At 68.3% G+C, this 16,040-nt stretch carries 18 protein-coding genes; 12 read left to right on the top strand and 6 right to left on the bottom strand.

The annotated features are described in order from the left end of the window. The first annotated feature begins 6 nt into the window (after positions 1-6). The 6 genes from ybeY to VVR85_RS07285 are packed head-to-tail and all read left to right on the top strand — an operon-like array spanning position 7 to position 5,198. Positions 7-654 carry an rRNA maturation RNase YbeY gene (ybeY, locus tag VVR85_RS07310; protein WP_368520279.1) on the top strand — a complete coding sequence of 216 codons (648 nt, stop codon included), beginning with the start codon at positions 7-9 and terminating at the stop codon, positions 652-654. A gap of 11 nt (positions 655-665) precedes the next feature. Continuing rightward, positions 666-1,514, top strand: a complete 849-nt coding sequence (gene pdxY, locus VVR85_RS07305) for a pyridoxal kinase PdxY (protein ID WP_368520278.1) — start codon at positions 666-668, stop codon at positions 1,512-1,514. A gap of 43 nt (positions 1,515-1,557) precedes the next feature. Further along, on the top strand, positions 1,558-2,505 hold the full coding sequence (gene era / locus VVR85_RS07300; protein WP_368520277.1) for a GTPase Era: 948 nt from the start codon (positions 1,558-1,560) through the stop codon (positions 2,503-2,505). A gap of 3 nt (positions 2,506-2,508) precedes the next feature. Further along, on the top strand, positions 2,509-3,246 hold the full coding sequence (recO, locus tag VVR85_RS07295; RefSeq protein ID WP_368520276.1) for a DNA repair protein RecO: 738 nt from the start codon (positions 2,509-2,511) through the stop codon (positions 3,244-3,246). A gap of 48 nt (positions 3,247-3,294) precedes the next feature. Beyond that, the gene (locus VVR85_RS07290) at positions 3,295-4,047 is read left to right on the top strand and encodes an isoprenyl transferase (protein WP_368520275.1); all 753 of its coding nucleotides are present in this window, start codon (positions 3,295-3,297) and stop codon (positions 4,045-4,047) included. A 26-nt stretch (positions 4,048-4,073) separates the two neighbouring features. Further along, a complete protein-coding gene (locus VVR85_RS07285) occupies positions 4,074-5,198 on the top strand; it encodes a VIT1/CCC1 transporter family protein (RefSeq protein WP_409338195.1) in 1,125 nt (374 codons plus the stop codon). Here the strand turns inward: VVR85_RS07285 and VVR85_RS07280 are convergent. Together VVR85_RS07280 and VVR85_RS07275 are read right to left on the bottom strand one after the other, a co-directional pair. Then, entirely contained in the window at positions 5,163-5,606 is a 444-nt protein-coding gene (locus tag VVR85_RS07280; protein WP_368520274.1) for a Fur family transcriptional regulator, read from the bottom strand. The genes VVR85_RS07285 and VVR85_RS07280 overlap by 36 nt on opposite strands. Positions 5,607-5,652: 46 nt before the next feature. Further along, positions 5,653-5,961 (bottom strand): ArsR/SmtB family transcription factor, encoded by a 309-nt coding sequence (locus tag VVR85_RS07275; RefSeq protein ID WP_368520273.1) that lies wholly within the window; start codon positions 5,959-5,961, stop codon positions 5,653-5,655. 333 nt (positions 5,962-6,294) lie between these two features. Here VVR85_RS07275 and VVR85_RS07270 point away from each other — a divergent pair, with 333 nt between their 5' ends. The 3 genes from VVR85_RS07270 to VVR85_RS07260 are packed head-to-tail and all read left to right on the top strand — an operon-like array spanning position 6,295 to position 8,740. Beyond that, positions 6,295-7,674 carry a glycine--tRNA ligase gene (locus tag VVR85_RS07270; RefSeq protein WP_070768827.1) on the top strand — a complete coding sequence of 460 codons (1,380 nt, stop codon included), beginning with the start codon at positions 6,295-6,297 and terminating at the stop codon, positions 7,672-7,674. Positions 7,675-7,693: 19 nt separating this feature from the next. Continuing rightward, positions 7,694-8,227 carry a hypothetical protein gene (locus VVR85_RS07265; protein ID WP_368520272.1) on the top strand — a complete coding sequence of 178 codons (534 nt, stop codon included), beginning with the start codon at positions 7,694-7,696 and terminating at the stop codon, positions 8,225-8,227. A gap of 9 nt (positions 8,228-8,236) precedes the next feature. Then, positions 8,237-8,740, top strand: a complete 504-nt coding sequence (locus tag VVR85_RS07260) for a hypothetical protein (RefSeq protein ID WP_368520271.1) — start codon at positions 8,237-8,239, stop codon at positions 8,738-8,740. 41 nt (positions 8,741-8,781) lie between these two features. On the opposite strand, the gene VVR85_RS07255 is transcribed toward VVR85_RS07260, so the two are convergent. After that, entirely contained in the window at positions 8,782-10,809 is a 2,028-nt protein-coding gene (locus VVR85_RS07255; RefSeq protein ID WP_368520270.1) for a TPM domain-containing protein, read from the bottom strand. 38 nt (positions 10,810-10,847) lie between these two features. Between VVR85_RS07255 and VVR85_RS07250 the strand changes: the two genes are divergently transcribed. Both VVR85_RS07250 and VVR85_RS07245 read left to right on the top strand, forming a co-directional pair. Next, on the top strand, positions 10,848-11,468 hold the full coding sequence (locus VVR85_RS07250; RefSeq protein WP_368520269.1) for a YdcF family protein: 621 nt from the start codon (positions 10,848-10,850) through the stop codon (positions 11,466-11,468). Between the two features lie 40 nt (positions 11,469-11,508). Continuing rightward, positions 11,509-12,816: a deoxyguanosinetriphosphate triphosphohydrolase gene (locus VVR85_RS07245; protein WP_368520268.1), complete on the top strand. Its 1,308-nt coding sequence runs from the start codon at positions 11,509-11,511 to the stop codon at positions 12,814-12,816. Positions 12,817-12,822: 6 nt separating this feature from the next. Here VVR85_RS07245 and VVR85_RS07240 read toward each other — a convergent pair whose 3' ends face one another. Together VVR85_RS07240 and VVR85_RS07235 are read right to left on the bottom strand one after the other, a co-directional pair. Further along, complete coding sequence (locus tag VVR85_RS07240) at positions 12,823-13,068, bottom strand: hypothetical protein (RefSeq protein WP_368520267.1); 246 nt, start codon at positions 13,066-13,068, stop codon at positions 12,823-12,825. Next, positions 13,055-13,531 (bottom strand): ribonuclease domain-containing protein, encoded by a 477-nt coding sequence (locus VVR85_RS07235; protein WP_368520266.1) that lies wholly within the window; start codon positions 13,529-13,531, stop codon positions 13,055-13,057. Before VVR85_RS07235 ends, VVR85_RS07240 begins: the two co-directional genes overlap by 14 nt. 77 nt (positions 13,532-13,608) lie before the next feature. On the opposite strand from VVR85_RS07235, the gene dnaG reads away from it, so the two are divergent. Beyond that, entirely contained in the window at positions 13,609-15,525 is a 1,917-nt protein-coding gene (dnaG, locus tag VVR85_RS07230) for a DNA primase (protein ID WP_368520265.1), read from the top strand. 154 nt (positions 15,526-15,679) lie between these two features. Here dnaG and VVR85_RS07225 read toward each other — a convergent pair whose 3' ends face one another. Then, positions 15,680-15,952, bottom strand: coding sequence for a hypothetical protein (locus tag VVR85_RS07225; RefSeq protein ID WP_368520264.1), 273 nt, complete (start codon positions 15,950-15,952; stop codon positions 15,680-15,682). Between the last annotated feature and the right edge of the window lie 88 nt (positions 15,953-16,040).

The raw sequence follows: 16,040 nt of genomic DNA, 5'->3' as shown, positions 1-16,040 counted from the left end.
AAAAACATGGCCATTGAATTTGTCAACGAGTCCGGCTACCCGGGCGTGAACGAGGAAATGCTCAACGACGTCGCCAGCTTCGCCCTGGCGCAGATGGACGTCAGCCCCGAGGCCGAGGCGACCATCTCCGCGGTCGACCTGGCCACGATCGAGGACATGCACGTGCGCTGGATGGACCTGGCCGGGCCCACGGACGTGATGAGCTTCCCGATGGATGAGATCACCCCGGGATCGAGCACCGGCACGCTGCGGCAGGACGCGCCCGCGGCCCAGGACGGCTTCGGCCCGGCGATGCTGGGCGATATCGTCCTGTGCCCGGAATTCGCCGAGCGCCAGGCGCAGGCCGCCGGCCACTCGCTGGGCCACGAGCTGGCGCTGCTGACCGTGCACGGCGTGCTGCACCTGCTGGGCTACGACCACGCCACCCCCGCGGAGGAAAAGGAGATGTTCGGCCTGCAGAACGAGCTGCTGGCCAACTGGTACGACGACCTGTCAGCGCGCGGGGTGGAATACCAGCCCAAGCCAACCGGCCCGCGGGCGTTCCCCTCGGCCGCCGATCGCGCCGACCTGGATCGCCAGGTGCCGGGCGGCGGCATCCCGCCGGTGGGGGAGCCGGTGGCCAAACCGGACAACAGCGACCACGACGCCGGCTAGACTAATCTGCCATGAGTATCCTTTCCATCCAGTCCCACGTGGCTTACGGGCACGTGGGAAACTCCGCTGCCGTCTTTCCCCTCCAACGCGCCGGCCACGAGGTCTGGCCCGTGCACACCGTGAACTTTTCGAACCACACCGGCTACGGTGACTGGGGCGGGCCGCAGCTGCCGGCCGCGCAGGTCACGGAGATCATCGACGGCATCGAGCGCCGCGGCGCCTTCCCGGACGTTGCGGCGGTGCTGTCCGGCTACCAGGGCGGCTCCGATATCGCGGAGGTCATCATCGACGCCGTGCGCCGGGTCAAAAAGGCCAACCCGCAGGCGCTGTACGCCTGCGACCCGGTGATGGGCAACGAAAAGTCCGGTTGCTTCGTCTCCGACGAGATCCCGCCGCTGCTGCGCGATAAGATCCTGCCGGTCGCCGACATCATCTTCCCGAACCAGTTCGAGCTGGGCTACCTGACCGGCCAGCCGACCGGCACGCTGGAAGAGACCCTGCAGGCGGTCAAGGTGGCCCAGGACATCGGCCCGCGCGTGGTCCTGGTGACCTCCGTCGAGCGGCCCGAGACCCCGGAGGACCAGGTGGAGATGATCGCCGTGGACGGCGACCGCGCCTTTTCGGTGACCACCCCGCGCCTGCCGGTCAAGTACAACGGCTCCGGCGACGTGACCGCGGCCCTGTTCACCGGCCACTACGTGCGCCACCAGGACGCCCACGAGGCGCTCAAGGCCACGGCCTCCCAGGTCTACGATCTGCTCCGCACCACCTACGAGGCGGACTCGCGCGAGCTGGAGCTCATCGCCGCCCAGGACTGCTTCGCCCACCCGCAGCTGCAGTTCAGCGTGGACGAACTCTAGGTTTTCCTGCCCCCGCGCGTGACCTTGTAGGATAGTTTCCACGATGACTAATGAAACTTTCTTGACCGGCACCGCCGGCACCCCGGAGGGCTTCCGCTCCGGGTTTGTCAGCTTTGTCGGCCGCCCGAACACCGGCAAGTCCACCCTGACCAACGCGCTGGTGGGGCAGAAGATCGCGATCACCGCGGATCAGCCGGAGACCACGCGTCACCCGATCCGCGGGCTGGTGCACCGCGACAATGCCCAGATCATCGTGGTGGACACCCCCGGCCTGCACCGGCCGCGCACGTTGTTGGGCGAGCGCCTCAACGAGGCCGTCAAGGACACCTACGCCGACGTCGACGTCATCGGCATGACCGTGCCGGCGGACGAGAAGATCGGCCCGGGCGACCGCTGGATCCTGGACAACGTCAAGAAGGTCGCCCCGCGCACCCCGATCGTCGGGATCGTGACCAAGCTGGACAAGGCCACCAAGGACCAGGTCGGCGCGCAGCTGCTCGCCCTGCACGAGCTGCTGACCCAGGACGATCCGGATGCGGTGGTCATCCCGGTCTCCGCGCGGGAGAACACGCAGATCGAGGAGCTCATCGGCGTGCTGACCGAGGCGCTGCCGGAGGGCCCGAAGTTCTACCCGGACGACCACGTCACCGACGACGACCGGGACACCCGCATCTCGGAGCTCATCCGCGAGGCCGCGCTGTCCGGGCTCAAGGACGAGTTGCCGCACTCGGTGGCCGTGGAGGTCGACGAGATCCTGCCGGACCCGGAGCGCGAGGGCGTGCTCGACGTCCACGCCGTGCTCTACGTGGAGCGCCCGGGCCAAAAGCGCATCATCGAGGGCAAGGACGGGCGCCGGATGCGCCGGATCGTGGGCAACGCCCGCAAGGAAATCATCTCCCTGCTGGGCCAGAACATCTACCTGGACCTGCGCATCAAGGTGCTCAAGAACTGGCAGTCCGACCCGAAGTCGCTGGGCCGGTTGGGCTTCTAGGCCATGTCGCGGGCGTCGTACCGGGACCGCGCCTGGGTCATCCGCACCTATGATTTCGGCGAGGCCGACCGGGTGGTCGTTCTGCTGACCCGCGAGCACGGGCTAGTCCGATCCGTGGCCAAGGGGGTGCGCCGGGCCAAGTCCCGGTTCGGGTCCCGGTTGCAGCACTTCGTCAACCTGGACGTGCAGCTGTACCCGGGCCGCAACCTGGCTACCATCTCCCAGGCCGACACCGTGGAATACTACGGGGCCAAGATCACCTACGACTACGACCGCTACACCGCCGCCTGCGCGGCCCTGGAATCCGCCGAGCGCCTGGCCGCCACGGACACCGACCCGTACCTGTACGAGGCCCTGCGCGCGACGTTTAGCCTGCTGCAGACCGATGCCGATCCCACCGCCGTGCTGGACTCCTTCCTCCTGCAGGCGATGGCGCACGCCGGCTGGGCGCCCAGCCTCTTCGACTGCGCCCAGTGCGGGGCGTCCGGCCCCCACCACGCCTTCCACCCGGCGGTCGGCGGGGCGGCCTGCCACCAGTGCCGCCCGCCCGGGGCCGCGGAGGTGGACCCGGAGACCCTGCACGTGATGTGGCTGCTGGCGCATGACCGGCTGGGGCAGGCGGAGGCATCGATAGCCGCCGTGCCGGAGCGCGGGGCCCAGGCCCACCAGCTGACGCGGGCGCACCTGCAGTGGCACATCGAGCACAAGGTGACGGCGCTGTCGGTGATGGATCAGAGCTAGCCGCACCGCTTGCGGTTGGCAGGTGTACAGACAGTAGAATAGGTGGCTGTGATTACTCCCGATCCGAACCGAGTCCTGCACCCGCCGCAGATCCCCGCCGAATTTATGCCCAAGCACATCGCGCTTGTCATGGACGGCAACGGCCGCTGGGCGCAGGAGCGCGGCATGGCGCGCACCGAGGGCCACAAGCGCGGCGAGGCGGTGCTGCTCGACGCCGTCGACGCCTGCCTGGCCATGGGCGTGGACTACCTGTCGGCCTACGCCTTCTCCACGGAGAACTGGCGGCGCAGCCCCGAAGAGGTGCGCTTTCTGATGGGCTTTAACCGCGACGTCCTGCGGCGCCAGCGCGGCTGGCTGCACGAGAAGGGCGTGCGCGTGGTCTGGGCCGGGCGGCGCCCGCGCCTGTGGCGCAGCGTGGTCCGCGAGCTGGAGGCGGCCGAGGAGCTCACCCGCGACAACACGCGGATGACCCTGGTGATGTGCGTGAACTACGGCGGCCGGGCCGAGCTGGTCGACGGCATGCGGGTGATTGCGGACAAGGTCGCGCGCGGGGAGATGAAACCGCGCGAGATTAACGAAAAGACCATCGCCCAGCACCTCTACGATCCGGACATGCCGGACGTGGATCTGTTCCTGCGCCCGTCGGGGGAGAAGCGGACCTCGAACTTCCTGCTATGGGAGTCGGCGTACGCGGAGATGATTTACCAGGACAAGCTCTTCCCGGACTTCACGCCGGAAGACATGTTCGCCGCGGTGGAGGAGTACGCGCGCCGCGACCGCCGGTTCGGAGGTACCAAGTAGTGAACGCCTCCGGCGAGTCGGTGCCGATGCAGGCCACGGGGCCGACGAAAAAGCAGATCAACCGGTGGCGGCGCTACCTGGCCAACGAGCGCGCCGAGGCGGCCGTCTACCGCGAGCTGGCGCGCAAAAAGGAGGGCGAGGAGCGCTCAATCCTGCTGCAGCTGGCGGAGTCGGAGTCCCGGCACGAACAGTACTGGCGGGACAAGCTAGGCGACGCCGTGGGTTTCCCGCGCAAGCCGGATCTGAGCACGCGGGCGCTGGGCTTTATGGCGCAGCACTTCGGTTCGGTGTTCACGCTGGCGCTGATGCAGACGGCGGAGACGCGCACCCCGTACACGGACGATATCGACGCCAGCGACCAGATGGCCGCGGACGAGCACGTCCACGCCGAGGTCGTGCGCGGGCTGGCCACGCGCGGGCGGGAGAAGATGTCGGGCAATTTCCGCGCCGCGGTCTTCGGCGCCAACGACGGGCTGGTCTCCAACCTGGCGCTGGTCATTGGCGTGATGGGCTCGGGCGCGGCCTCGACGGCGGTGCTGCTGACGGGCATTTCCGGCCTGTTGGCCGGCGCGCTGTCCATGGCGGCGGGTGAATACGTCTCGGTGAAGTCCCAGAGCGAGCTGCTGGAGGCCTCCCGCCCGGCCCCGGACGCCCACACGCTGGTGCCGGACCTGGACGTCAACGCTAACGAGCTCGCGCTCATCTACCGGGCCCGCGGCATGGGCGCGGAGGCCGCGGAGACCAAGGCCGAGGAGGTCTTCGACAAGATGCAGGCCCGCCAGCGCGCGGCGCACCCCTCCGCGGGGCTGGGGGCGATGGGCCTGCCGGCCGGGGAGACCCCGGGCGAGGCGGACGGCGGCGCGCCGGGGGTCATCGGCCAGGCGTGGTCGGCCGCGCTGTCGAGCTTCTGCTTCTTCGCCACCGGCGCGTTTATCCCGATCATCCCGTTCCTCTTCGGGGCCTCGACCACCGTCGGGGCGGTGGTGGCGCTGGTGCTGGTGGCCATCGCCTTGATGTTTACCGGCGGCGTCGTGGGGGTCATCTCCGGCAAGCCGCCGCTGAAGCGGGCGCTGCGCCAGCTGCTCATCGGGCTGGGCGCGGCCGGGATTACCTACCTACTCGGCGTCGGCTTCGCCGCCTTCATCGGCTAGGCGGCACTGGCGGCAGGTGCCGAAGATCTCGGCGTCGTGGCCGGTCAGCTCGAAGTCGTGCTCCTTGGCGACGCGGGCGGCCCAGTCCTCGATGGGGCCGCCGTCGATCTCCTCGGTGCGGCCGCACTTGGTGCAGACTAGGTGGTGATGGTGCGCGTCGGAGTCGCAGTGGCGGTAGAGGGTCTCGCCGTTGGGCATGTGGAGGGCATCGACGGCATCGATGTCGCTTAAGGACTGTAGGGTGCGGTAGACGGTGGTCAGGCCCACCTTTTCCTGGCGCTGCTGGAGCGCGAAGTGGATGTCTTTAGCGGAGGCGAATTTCTCCAGCTCCCGCAGGACCTCGATGACGGCGGTGCGTTGGCGGGTGTTGCGGGAGCCCAGCTTGGGAATACTGTTTTGGATGGCCATACTGGCTAGTTTACCAGCGTTGATACATCTACAACTAGGTGAAGTGCTAGTCCTCGGGCTGGAGCGTGGCGCTGAGCGCGGCGGCCTGGCGGTAGATGTCGAGGATTTCCTCGGCGGCGAGCCGGTAGGTGACCTCGCGTCCGGAGCGCTCGGCGCGCACGAGGCCGGCCTGCTTGAGCACGCGCAGGTGCTGGCTGATGAGCGGCTGGGACTTGTCGAGCGCCTCGACCAGCTCGTGGACGTAGTGCTCGCGCTCGCGGAGCAGGAGGAGGATATGGAGGCGGAGGGGGGAATCGAGCGCGCCGAGAATCCGGACCGCGGGTTCGACGTCGGCGGCGTCCTGCTTTCTACACATGTGCGGGTGTTCTTTCTCCTGCGGGCGTGCGGGTATAGGGAATATTTACTCTCGTATTAGACCAAATAGGGGTTAAGTATGATAAATTATCGCCATACAGCAACGCCGAGGTATACCAAATCCATATTGCTTAGTGTAGTCACAATAATATACCGGCCGTCCAATAGGCAGCAGGAAAAGTAAATGGGTGCCCCCGTTCACATTTTTGGATTGGGTGGTCGCCGAGTGCCCCCGCTGCGAGCCGCGGGCGGGGACACGCTAGACTGTGATTGACCTATATCCCCTGCAACCGGCCGGGGATTGAAATCCCGACTAGAGGAGTCAGAAACACTCATGGCATCCGTCATTGATACCGTAGTTAACCTGTGTAAACGACGTGGTTTGGTCTACCAGGCGGGTGAAATCTATGGCGGTTCCCGCTCGGCGTGGGACTACGGCCCGCTGGGTGTCGAGCTCAAGGAAAACATCAAGCGCCAGTGGTGGCGCCACATGGTCCAGTCCCGTGACGACGTCGTGGGTATCGACTCCTCCATCATCCTGCCGCGCCAGACCTGGGTTTCCTCCGGCCACGTCGAGGTCTTCACCGACCCGCTGGTGGAGTCCCTCTACACCCACAAGCGCTACCGCGCGGACCACCTGCTGGAGGCCTACGAGGAAAAGCACGGCCACGCCCCGGAAAACGGCCTAGCCGATATCAACGATCCGGAGACCGGCCAGCCCGGCAACTGGACCGAGCCGAAGGCGTTTTCGGGCCTGCTGAAGACCTACCTGGGCCCCGTCGATGACGAGGAGGGCCTGCACTACCTGCGCCCGGAGACCGCGCAGGGCATCTTCGTCAACTTCAAGAACGTGCTGACCTCGGCGCGCATGAAGCCGCCGTTCGGCATTGCCAACATCGGCAAGTCCTTCCGTAACGAGATCACCCCGGGCAACTTCATCTTCCGCACCCGCGAGTTCGAGCAGATGGAGATGGAGTTCTTCGTCAAGCCGGGCGAGGACGAGCAGTGGCACCAGTACTGGATCGATGACCGCTACAACTGGTACGTCGACCTTGGTATTAACCCGGAGAACCTGCGCCTGTACGAGCACCCGAAGGAAAAGCTGTCGCACTACTCCAAGCGCACGGTGGACGTGGAATACGCCTTCGGCTTCACCGGCTCCAAGTGGGGAGAGCTCGAGGGCGTGGCCAACCGTACGGACTACGACCTGCGCGTGCACGCGGAAGGCTCCGGCGAGGACCTGTCCTACTACGACCAGCAGGCCGACGAGCGCTGGATCCCCTACGTCATCGAGCCAGCCGCCGGCCTGGGCCGTTCCATGATGGCCTTCCTGGTGGACGCCTACCACGAGGAGGAGGCTCCGAACGCGAAGGGCGGCACCGACAAGCGCGTTGTGCTGCGCCTGGACCGCCGCCTGTCGCCGGTCAAGGTCGCGGTCCTGCCGCTGTCCAAGAAGCCCGAGCTGTCCACCCCGGCTAAGGAGCTGGCGGACAAGCTGCGCGCGCACTGGAACATCGACTACGACGTCTCCGGCGCCATCGGCCGCCGCTACCGCCGCCAGGACGAGATCGGTACCCCGTTCTGCGTGACCTTCGACTTCGACTCCCTGGAGGACGGCGCCGTCACCGTGCGCGAGCGCGACACCATGGAGCAGGAGCGCGTCAAGATCGACGAGCTGGAAGCCTACCTGGCCGCCCGCCTCATCGGCTGCTAAGAGGGGACTAGGCGCAAGCATGCATTTCACCAGTTGGGATCGCAGTGATAAGGAGCGCCCGACGCTGCTGGTGGGCCGCGGCCCGGAGGAGCTGGCCTCCTTCACGGCCTCCGGCGCGGAGGTCGACGGCCAACACTGGCGCACCGAGATCGATGAGAATCTCGGCGCCTCGGCGACCTCGGACGACGGGCGCACCTACCGCCTGGCCGGCAACCTGAAAAAGGACAAGACCCTGCAGGCCTCCCTGGAGGGCCGGACCTTCAGCCTGGTCAACGAGTCGGGCAGCAACTGGGTCATCTTTGACGTCAACGACCGCAAGGTCGCCCAATTCAGCGGCGCCAACAACGGCGTGCGCGAGGCGATCCTGGAGTTCGAGAACGACGAGAACGATGCCGATCCAGACAAGGCCCTGGACCTGGGCCGCCAGGAGGTCGCAGCGCTGAGCTGGTTTAGCCGCGTCATCTTGGAAAACCGGTTGTCCCAGCGCTCGGTCGCCATTATCGGCACCCTGGTTTTGCTCTCTGCGGTGGCGGTGCTGGCGGTTCTGATTTAAACTGCATCCGTGAATGACAAGGCGGGTGTATTTAACGGGCACTCCGGCCACCGGGTAGAGGCCCAGTTGCGCTGGAGCGGTGGGCGTTTGCTGGATGAGGCAGACGACGTCATCGCCAGCGCTAATGACGAGGTCCTCACCGTGGCGGGGGACCACCTGCTGCTCGAAAACCTGGGCAGCCAGATGCGTTTCCGCCTGCGCGGCACCTCCTCCCAGGGGACGTTTTACAACGTCCAGCAGACCACCTTCTCGGTCTCCCGCCTGTCCGCTACCTGCGGGCCCCGCCGCTACATCCTGGAGCGCACCCGGCCTTTCCGGCGGGAGCGCTGCGTCAAGGCCTTAGGCACGGGCGAGGACGCCCCGGTGACCATCGCGCGCACCAGCCCGCAGATGGGCGGGGACCTCGTGGTCACCCGCGCCCCGGCAGGCGAGGCCCTCCCGCTGGCAGACCTGGCCTTTTTGACCTGGGGGATTAGCCTTATCGATCTGCCGCGCCAGACCCGGCGCATCTAGCCCTCCCGCGAGCGGGAGGGGCAAGCGGAAAACCAGAAAGGCTAGAAGGCGCCGCCGCGGCCGCCGCCACTGAAGCCGCCGCCCCCGCCGAAGCCGCCACCGAAACCGCCGCGGTTGCCGCCGCCGAGCATCTGGCCGATGACCATGCCGGTGACCACGTTGCCGGCGACGTTGCCGGCCTGCGCGCGGCGCTGGGAGCGGCGGTAGTCGTCGATGTCGCTCTTGGCCCGCTGCAGCGCGGCCTGGGCGGCGGCCAGTGCCTGCCGGGCGGCATCGAGGGCGCGCTGGATATCGGACTTCTTGTACTGCAGCGCCTGGGCGTGCAGGCGCTCCGCATCGGCCAGGGCGGTCCGGGCGGAGGCGCCGACGAGCCGCCCGCGCGAGGAGATCAGATCCTCGGCGGCCTGGATCTGCGCCGCCGCGGCGTTGAGCTGCTGGTCCAGCAGGGCCAGCTGGCGGGCGTGGGTCGAGGTGGCCTCGCGGACGCGGTCCAAGGCCTGATCGACCTCGGTGTCGATGGTGGCCAGCTCGGTATAGCTTCCCAGCGGATCCGTGTCCCCCTCGCGGCGCGCGCGGTCGACGGCGGCGCGGGCGCGGCCCACCAGCTCGTCCAGGGCGGCCCAGTCGGCGGCGGTGCCCTGGGACTGGCCCTGTTGCTTGAGCTGCTCGGCCTCGGCGAGCTCCTCGTCGACCTCGGTGATGAGGGCTCCCAGCTGGGACTGGGCGGTGGCGATATTGGTTTCGGCGTTTTCCACGCCGGTCAGCAGCCGGTTGGCCACCTCGAGGGCGTGCTCGCAGGAACGAATGGCATCGATAAGCCCGCCCTGCTGGCCCGCCGGCTGGGCGGCAATACCCCGGGCACGCTCCAGGTCCTTGTCCGCCTCGTCTAGGCTGACCGCGGCCATCTCCACGTTGTCGGCGATGGACTCGAGCATCTCGGTGGAGTAGTTGGCCTGCAGCGACTCCCAGGTGGACTGCGCCTGCGGCTGGCGGGCGCGCAGGTCGACCACGCGCTGGGTCAGCTCGTCCAGCTTGCTGTCCGCGGTGGCCAGCAGGTTGCGCATCTCGGCGAATTCCTCCGCCTGCTCGTCCAAGGCCTGGTCGGCCTGGCCGCAAGAGGAGATGATGTCGACCAGCATCTGGCGGCGCTGGGACTCGGATTCCGGGATGGAATCATCCAGGCGCTGGCGGATGTCGAAGGCCTTGCGCAGCGTGGCGGTCGAGTGGTTCATCGCGCGGGTGAACTGGCGGGTGCGCTCCGCGCCGAACTCGGCCTGAGCGAGCTGGAGCTCTTCCTTGCCGCGGCGGATGGACTCGTCGGTGGAGACGAGCTCCTCGTGGGCGCGCTCCTCCAGGGTCTCCAGCGGCAGGGCGCCGAGCCGGCGGGTGTCGGCCGGGTCGATGCTGCGGGCATCAGACAGCGTAGCCTGCGACTGCTTCTTGGTCTTGCGGCGCGAATAGGCCCAGATGCCGCCGCCGGCCGCGGCCAGGGCCGCGCCGCCGCCCAGCAGCCAGCCGGTCCCGCCGGCGCCCTCCTCTCCGTGCCCCTTTTTGAGGGCCTCCTCGACGACGGCCTGCGCCGCCCCGGGGAAGTCGTCGGCGGCCAGGCGGGCATAGGCGGCATCGTAGAGCCGGTCGATGTCGCTCTGGTTCCACTCGCCGCCCACGTAGACGCCGGCGTCGCGCGCGTCCACGTTGACCACGAAGGCGGCGGTGTTCTGCCCGCGGGAGTTGACCACCTGCTGCGCGTAGTCCTGGGCCTGCAGGCCGGACAGATCGTTGGAGTAGATGATGTAGAGCAGGCGCTGCTGCTCGGTCTGCAGCTCCGAAATCTGCTCGGACAGCTGGCTGACCTGCGCGTCCGATAGTACGCCGGCTTCGTCCGTGACCGGCTGGCGCACCTGGCTCGGATCCAGCGCGAGTACCTGCACCTGGGGCCCTGGCGCCGCCGATGCCTCCAGGGCCGCCGGGGCGGCGCAGGCTACCAGCGCGGCGGCGGTGAAGGCCGAAAGGCGCAGCGGCAGGCGGGAGGCAACGACGGGGTGGGGCAGGTGAACGCGCTTTGTCATGGCCACCAGAATACCGTGTTGCTGGCATACTGGGCACGGTGAAACCAGCCGCAGCACAACCTTCCCGCTCAGCCGGCGCGCCGGCCTGGATCGCGGTCCTGGGCACCGCGCAATACGACGGCGTGGCCTCCCGGGTGCTCGCCGCGCGCATCGCCACCGCCACCCAGCTCGCCCACGCGCACCCGGCGGCCGCGGTTTTCACCCTGGGCGGCAACCTGCCCGGAGATCGCTTCACCGAGGCCGGCGTGGCGGCCCGGGACATGGTGGCCGGCGGCATCGACAGCGCCCGGGTCACGGCCCTGGCCGAGGGCAACGACACGGCCGGCTCCCTGGCCGCGCTGGCCCGCGAGGTCTCCGCGCGCGGGCTGGGCGCCGGCGTCATCGTCACCGATCCGCTCCACCGCGCGCGGACCGCCGCCCTGGCCCGCCGGGCCGGCCTGCGCGCTCGCACCTGCGGGGCGCGCGACTGCCCGCAGCGCTTCCCGCACCGTTCCTGGTGGCGCGCCGCCGCCCACGAGGGCGGGGGACTGGCCGTCCTCGGCGCGGAGATGACCGTAGGTGCCCGCCGGGCGCGGCAGCTGCGCGGGGTGCTGCACGGCATCGAAAATCGCCTGCGGCCCTCGCGCGCCCGCCGGAACCATTTCCTACGCGCCGATTAGCCAACCGGCCGCGGCCCGGCCCGGCGTTTAGACTGGCAGGGTGACCTATAGCTACCAACCCGTCGACCGTGAGCGCCGCAGCCCGGAAGGGACCAAGGGCTCGAGCTTTCCTTCCGGCAGTGCTGCCGATGCCGACCACCGCGGCGCCTTCGCCCGCGACCGCGCCCGCGTGCTGCACTCGGCCGCGCTGCGCCGCCTGGCGGACAAGACCCAGGTGGTCGGCCCCCACGACGGGGACACCCCGCGCACGCGGCTGACCCACTCGCTGGAGGTCGCTCAGATCGCCCGCGGCATCGGGGCCGGGCTGGGGCTGGACCCGGACCTGTGCGACATGGCCGGCCTGACCCACGACATCGGCCACCCGCCCTACGGGCACAACGGCGAGAACGCGCTCAACGAGGTCGCCGCGGACTGCGGCGGCTTCGAGGGCAACGCGCAGACCCTGCGCATCCTGAGCTTCCTGGAGCCGAAGATTCTGGGCACCGGCGCGGAAAGCCAGACCTCCTACGGGCTCAACCTGACGCGCGCGGCCCTGGACGCGGCCTGCAAATACCCGCGCACCAAGACCAACCCGGACGGTACGACCAACCGTAAATACGGCTGCTACGACGAGGACGTGGCCACGCTCGAGTGGCTGCGCGCCGGCCACACCGACGACCTGCCCTCCATGGAGGCCCAGGCCATGGATTTTTCGGACGATATCGCCTATTCCGTCCACGACGTCGAGGACGGGGTGGTCTCCGGGCGCATCTCCCTGCAGGTGCTCTGGGACCTGGTGGAGCTAGCCGCCCTGGCCGACAAGGGCGCCCACGCCTTCGGCGGCACGGCCGAGGAGCTGCTCGCCGCCGCCGATTCCCTGCGCCGCCTGCCGGTGGTCAACCGCGCCGCGGACTTCAACCACACCCTGGACGACTACGTCGCGCTCAAGCAGCTGACCTCGGAGCTGGTGGGCCGCTACGTCGGCGCGACCGTGGACGCCACCCGCGCGCACAACGCGGACCTGCTGGATAACAACCAGCTGGGCCGCCAGCACGGCCGCCTGGTGGTCCCGCCCCTGGCGGATGCGGAGGTGCGGCTGCTGAAGACCATCGCGGTCCTCTACGTCATGGACGAGCCGACCCACCTGGCCCGCCAGGACAGGCAGCGCGAGCGGATCTACCGCGTCTTCGACTACCTGACCGCCGGCGCGCCGGGGGCGCTGGACCCGATGTTCAGGCTCTGGTACGACCAGGCCGAGACCCCGGCGCAGCGCTGCCGCGTCATCGTGGACCAGATCGCGTCCATGACCGAGTCCCGCCTGGAGCGACTAGCCCGCCAGTCCGCGGACCTGGCCGGCTTCTACGATTAGGCGCCGCTAGCGCAGCAGGCGCACGCCGAGGTCGTCGAGGACCCGGCGCAGGCGCCGCGAGTCGGCCTCGGGCAGGCACCAGTTCGCGCAGACGATGGAATCCAGGCCGAGCTCGCGCAGGAAGTCGGCCAGGGCGTTAAGGTTGCGCGGGGCGGGGCGCTCGCCGGCCTGGCGCAGGTTGCCCAGCGCCCGGTAGAAGTCGGCCTCGCTGCGCAGGTGGTCCGTGATCAGTACGCGTTTAGTGTTCGGCATCTGGGATCTCGCAGAAGCTTTCGTAGTGGTCGGAGGCGTAGTACCAGTGCTCGGGGTCGGTCTCGCTGCCGCCGCCGGTCACGATCCGGCGCTCGCCGCGGTGGTTTAACCCCGGGGTCTCCACGGTGTACTCGCGGTAGTAGTCGGAGGCCTGGTCCGGCAGCACGCCCTCGTAGTTGCCGAAGCGCTGGTTGTCGTTGTCCGGGTGCGGGTAGGGCCCGCCGGCCTGGATGGTCTCCACGGTCTCGGCGGCCTCGGCCGGCAGGGTAGACAGCTCGCAGGTGTCATTCTCGGCCGACACGGCAGCCTCCGAACTCCCCGCGCCGCCGGAACCGGTCTGCGCACCCGAACCCGCGCCGGAGTTACCGCCTAAGTCCAGGCCGAAATAGCCCGCGATGAGAACCACCGCGAGCCCGCCTAAGGCCACCGGCCACGATTTTTGGGAGCTACCGCTTTTCGCCATGGCTTTAAGTTGTAACAGGTGTGCCAGCCGATACCGAAATTGGGCGCCGGTTTGCGGTGCTGGGTACGCTATTACACATGGCGCGAGGCAGGATTCCGGAAAGCGATATTCAGCAGATCCGAGAGCGTGCACCGATTGAGGAGATCGTGGGCGAATACGTCCAGCTCAAACCGGCGGGGCACGACTCCATGAAAGGCCTGTCTCCCTTCAAGGACGAAAAGACCCCGTCCTTCCACGTGCGCCCCCAGCGCGGCTATTTCCACTGCTTTTCCACGGGCAAGGGCGGCGACGTGTTCACCTTCCTCATGGAGATGGAACAGCTCAGCTTCCCGGAGGCCGTCGAAGCCGTCGCGCAGAAGATCGGCTACCACATCAACTACCAGGGCGGGACCACCGGCGCCCGCGACGTGAAACCGGGCACCCGCCAGCGCCTTATCCAGGCCAACAAAGCCGCGCACGAGTTCTACCGCCAGCAGCTGGAGACCCCGGAGGCCGCCACGGCCCGCAACTTCCTGCTCGACCGCGGCTTTTCCCAGCAGGTCATCTACGACTTCGAGTGCGGCTACGCCCCGGACGGCTGGGATACGTTGACTAAATACCTGCTGCGTAAGGGCTTCGACTACGAGGAGTTGGAGGCCGCCGGGCTGTCCAAGATGGGCCGGCGCGGCCCCATCGACCGCTTCCACCGCCGCCTGCTGTGGCCGATCAAGGACATGGCCGGCAACGTCATCGGCTTTGGCGCGCGCAAGCTCTTCGATGACGACAACCTGGGCAAGTACATGAACACCCCGGAGACCATGCTCTACCACAAGTCCAAGGTGCTCTTCGGGCTGGACGTGGCGAAGTCGAGCATCGCCAAGCAGCGCCAGGCCGTCATCGTGGAGGGCTACACGGACGTGATGGCCATGTACGCCGCCGGGGTGCCCAACGCGGTCGCCTCCTGCGGCACGGCGTTTGGCGGGGAGCACCTGCAGCTGCTGCGGCGCCTCATGCTGGACGACAGCTATTTCAACGGCGAGCTCATCTACACCTTCGACGGCGACGAGGCCGGGCAGAAGGCTGCCCTACGCGCCTTCGAGGGCGAGCAGAAATTCACCGGCCAGTCCTTCGTCTCCATCGCCCCGGACGGGATGGACCCGTGCGATCTGCGGCTCAAGCGCGGCGATGCCGCCGTGCGCGAGCTGGTCGCCGACCGTATCCCGATGTTCGAGTTCGTCATCGAGTCGCTGATTTCCGGCTACCGGATTGATACCGCCGAGGGCCGCCTGCAGGCCCTGCGCCGCGCGGTCCCCGTCGTCGCGCAGATCCGCGACAAGCCCCTGCAGCGCGAATACGCCCGCCGCCTGGCCGGCTGGGTGGGCTGGCCGGATCCGGAAGAGGTCATGCACCAGGTCGAGCAGGCCGCCCGGGATAACCGCTCCAACGCCCAGCGCAAGCCGGTGATGCAGGCCAAGCGCTTCGACCACGCGCAGGCCCAGCCCGCCCAGCAGGACGTGCCGGCCATCCGCCCGCCCAGCCCCAACGAGACCCACCTGTGGCCGCAGCGCGAGGCCCTCAAGCTGGCCCTCCAGCACCCGGCCGTGGTGGGCGAGTACTTCGACAGCCTGCCGGCGGACTCCTATACCAACGACGCCTACCGGATAGTGCGGGAGGCCATCGCCGCCGAGGGCGGCGCCGTGCGCGGCGCGCAGCTGCCCAACGTCGAGTGGCTCGCCGTCGTCGCCGGCCAGATGCGCGATCTGACCGGCCGCAACTTCGTCTCGGAGCTGGCCGTGGAAACCATCCTGCCCACCGGCGATATCCCGCTGGAAAGCTACGCCGACTCCGTGCTGTCCCGCCTGCAGGAATCCCGCGTGGCCGACCAGATCGCCCAGCTCAAGGCCCGCCTAGGCCGCATGCGCCCCAGCGACGACGAGCGCGCCTACAACAGCCTCTTCGCCGATCTGGTGGCCCTGGAACAAGCCCGCCGCGAGCTCAACGAGCGGGCGCTGTAGCTCACCCAACGCGCACCCAAAGCACTCCCAGCGCACCTTCAAAAGCACCCCCGAACCCCTGCCTCCCGCCGGCTGGGTGACGTGAATAAGGCATAGAAAAAGCGCGGGCCGCACGGGCCCGCGCTCTTGCACGGCTAATCGAGGTAGAGCGAGGCTAGTCCTCGTCGGGTTCGTAGATGCGGTCCCGGGGGATATCGGGCTGCGCAGCGGACCGGGAGCCGCGGGAACGCAGGTCCTTGACCTCGCGCATGCGCGGTTCCGGGTCGAGGCGGTTGGCCACGGCCTTGCGCGCAGACCGCAGGGCGGACTTGGTGGCGGGGGAATTGACGGCCTTCTGGTAGGCACCCTTGATCTGGTGATAACGCTTGCGGCCGGCCTTAGTGCCGAAGACGTACCCGGCTGCGGCGCCAACAACGAACTGAATCATGGGCGGTAAATTACTCCCTTGCGAAAATCGGCGATAGGTGTGGTGCTTTTTACGTTCCTAGCCTACCCATTTTCCCTTCCCGCCCGAA

Source organism: Corynebacterium sp. LK2590, assembly GCF_040946105.1.
GTDB lineage: Bacteria > Actinomycetota > Actinomycetes > Mycobacteriales > Mycobacteriaceae > Corynebacterium.
This window is presented reverse-complemented; position numbering and strand designations above follow the sequence as displayed.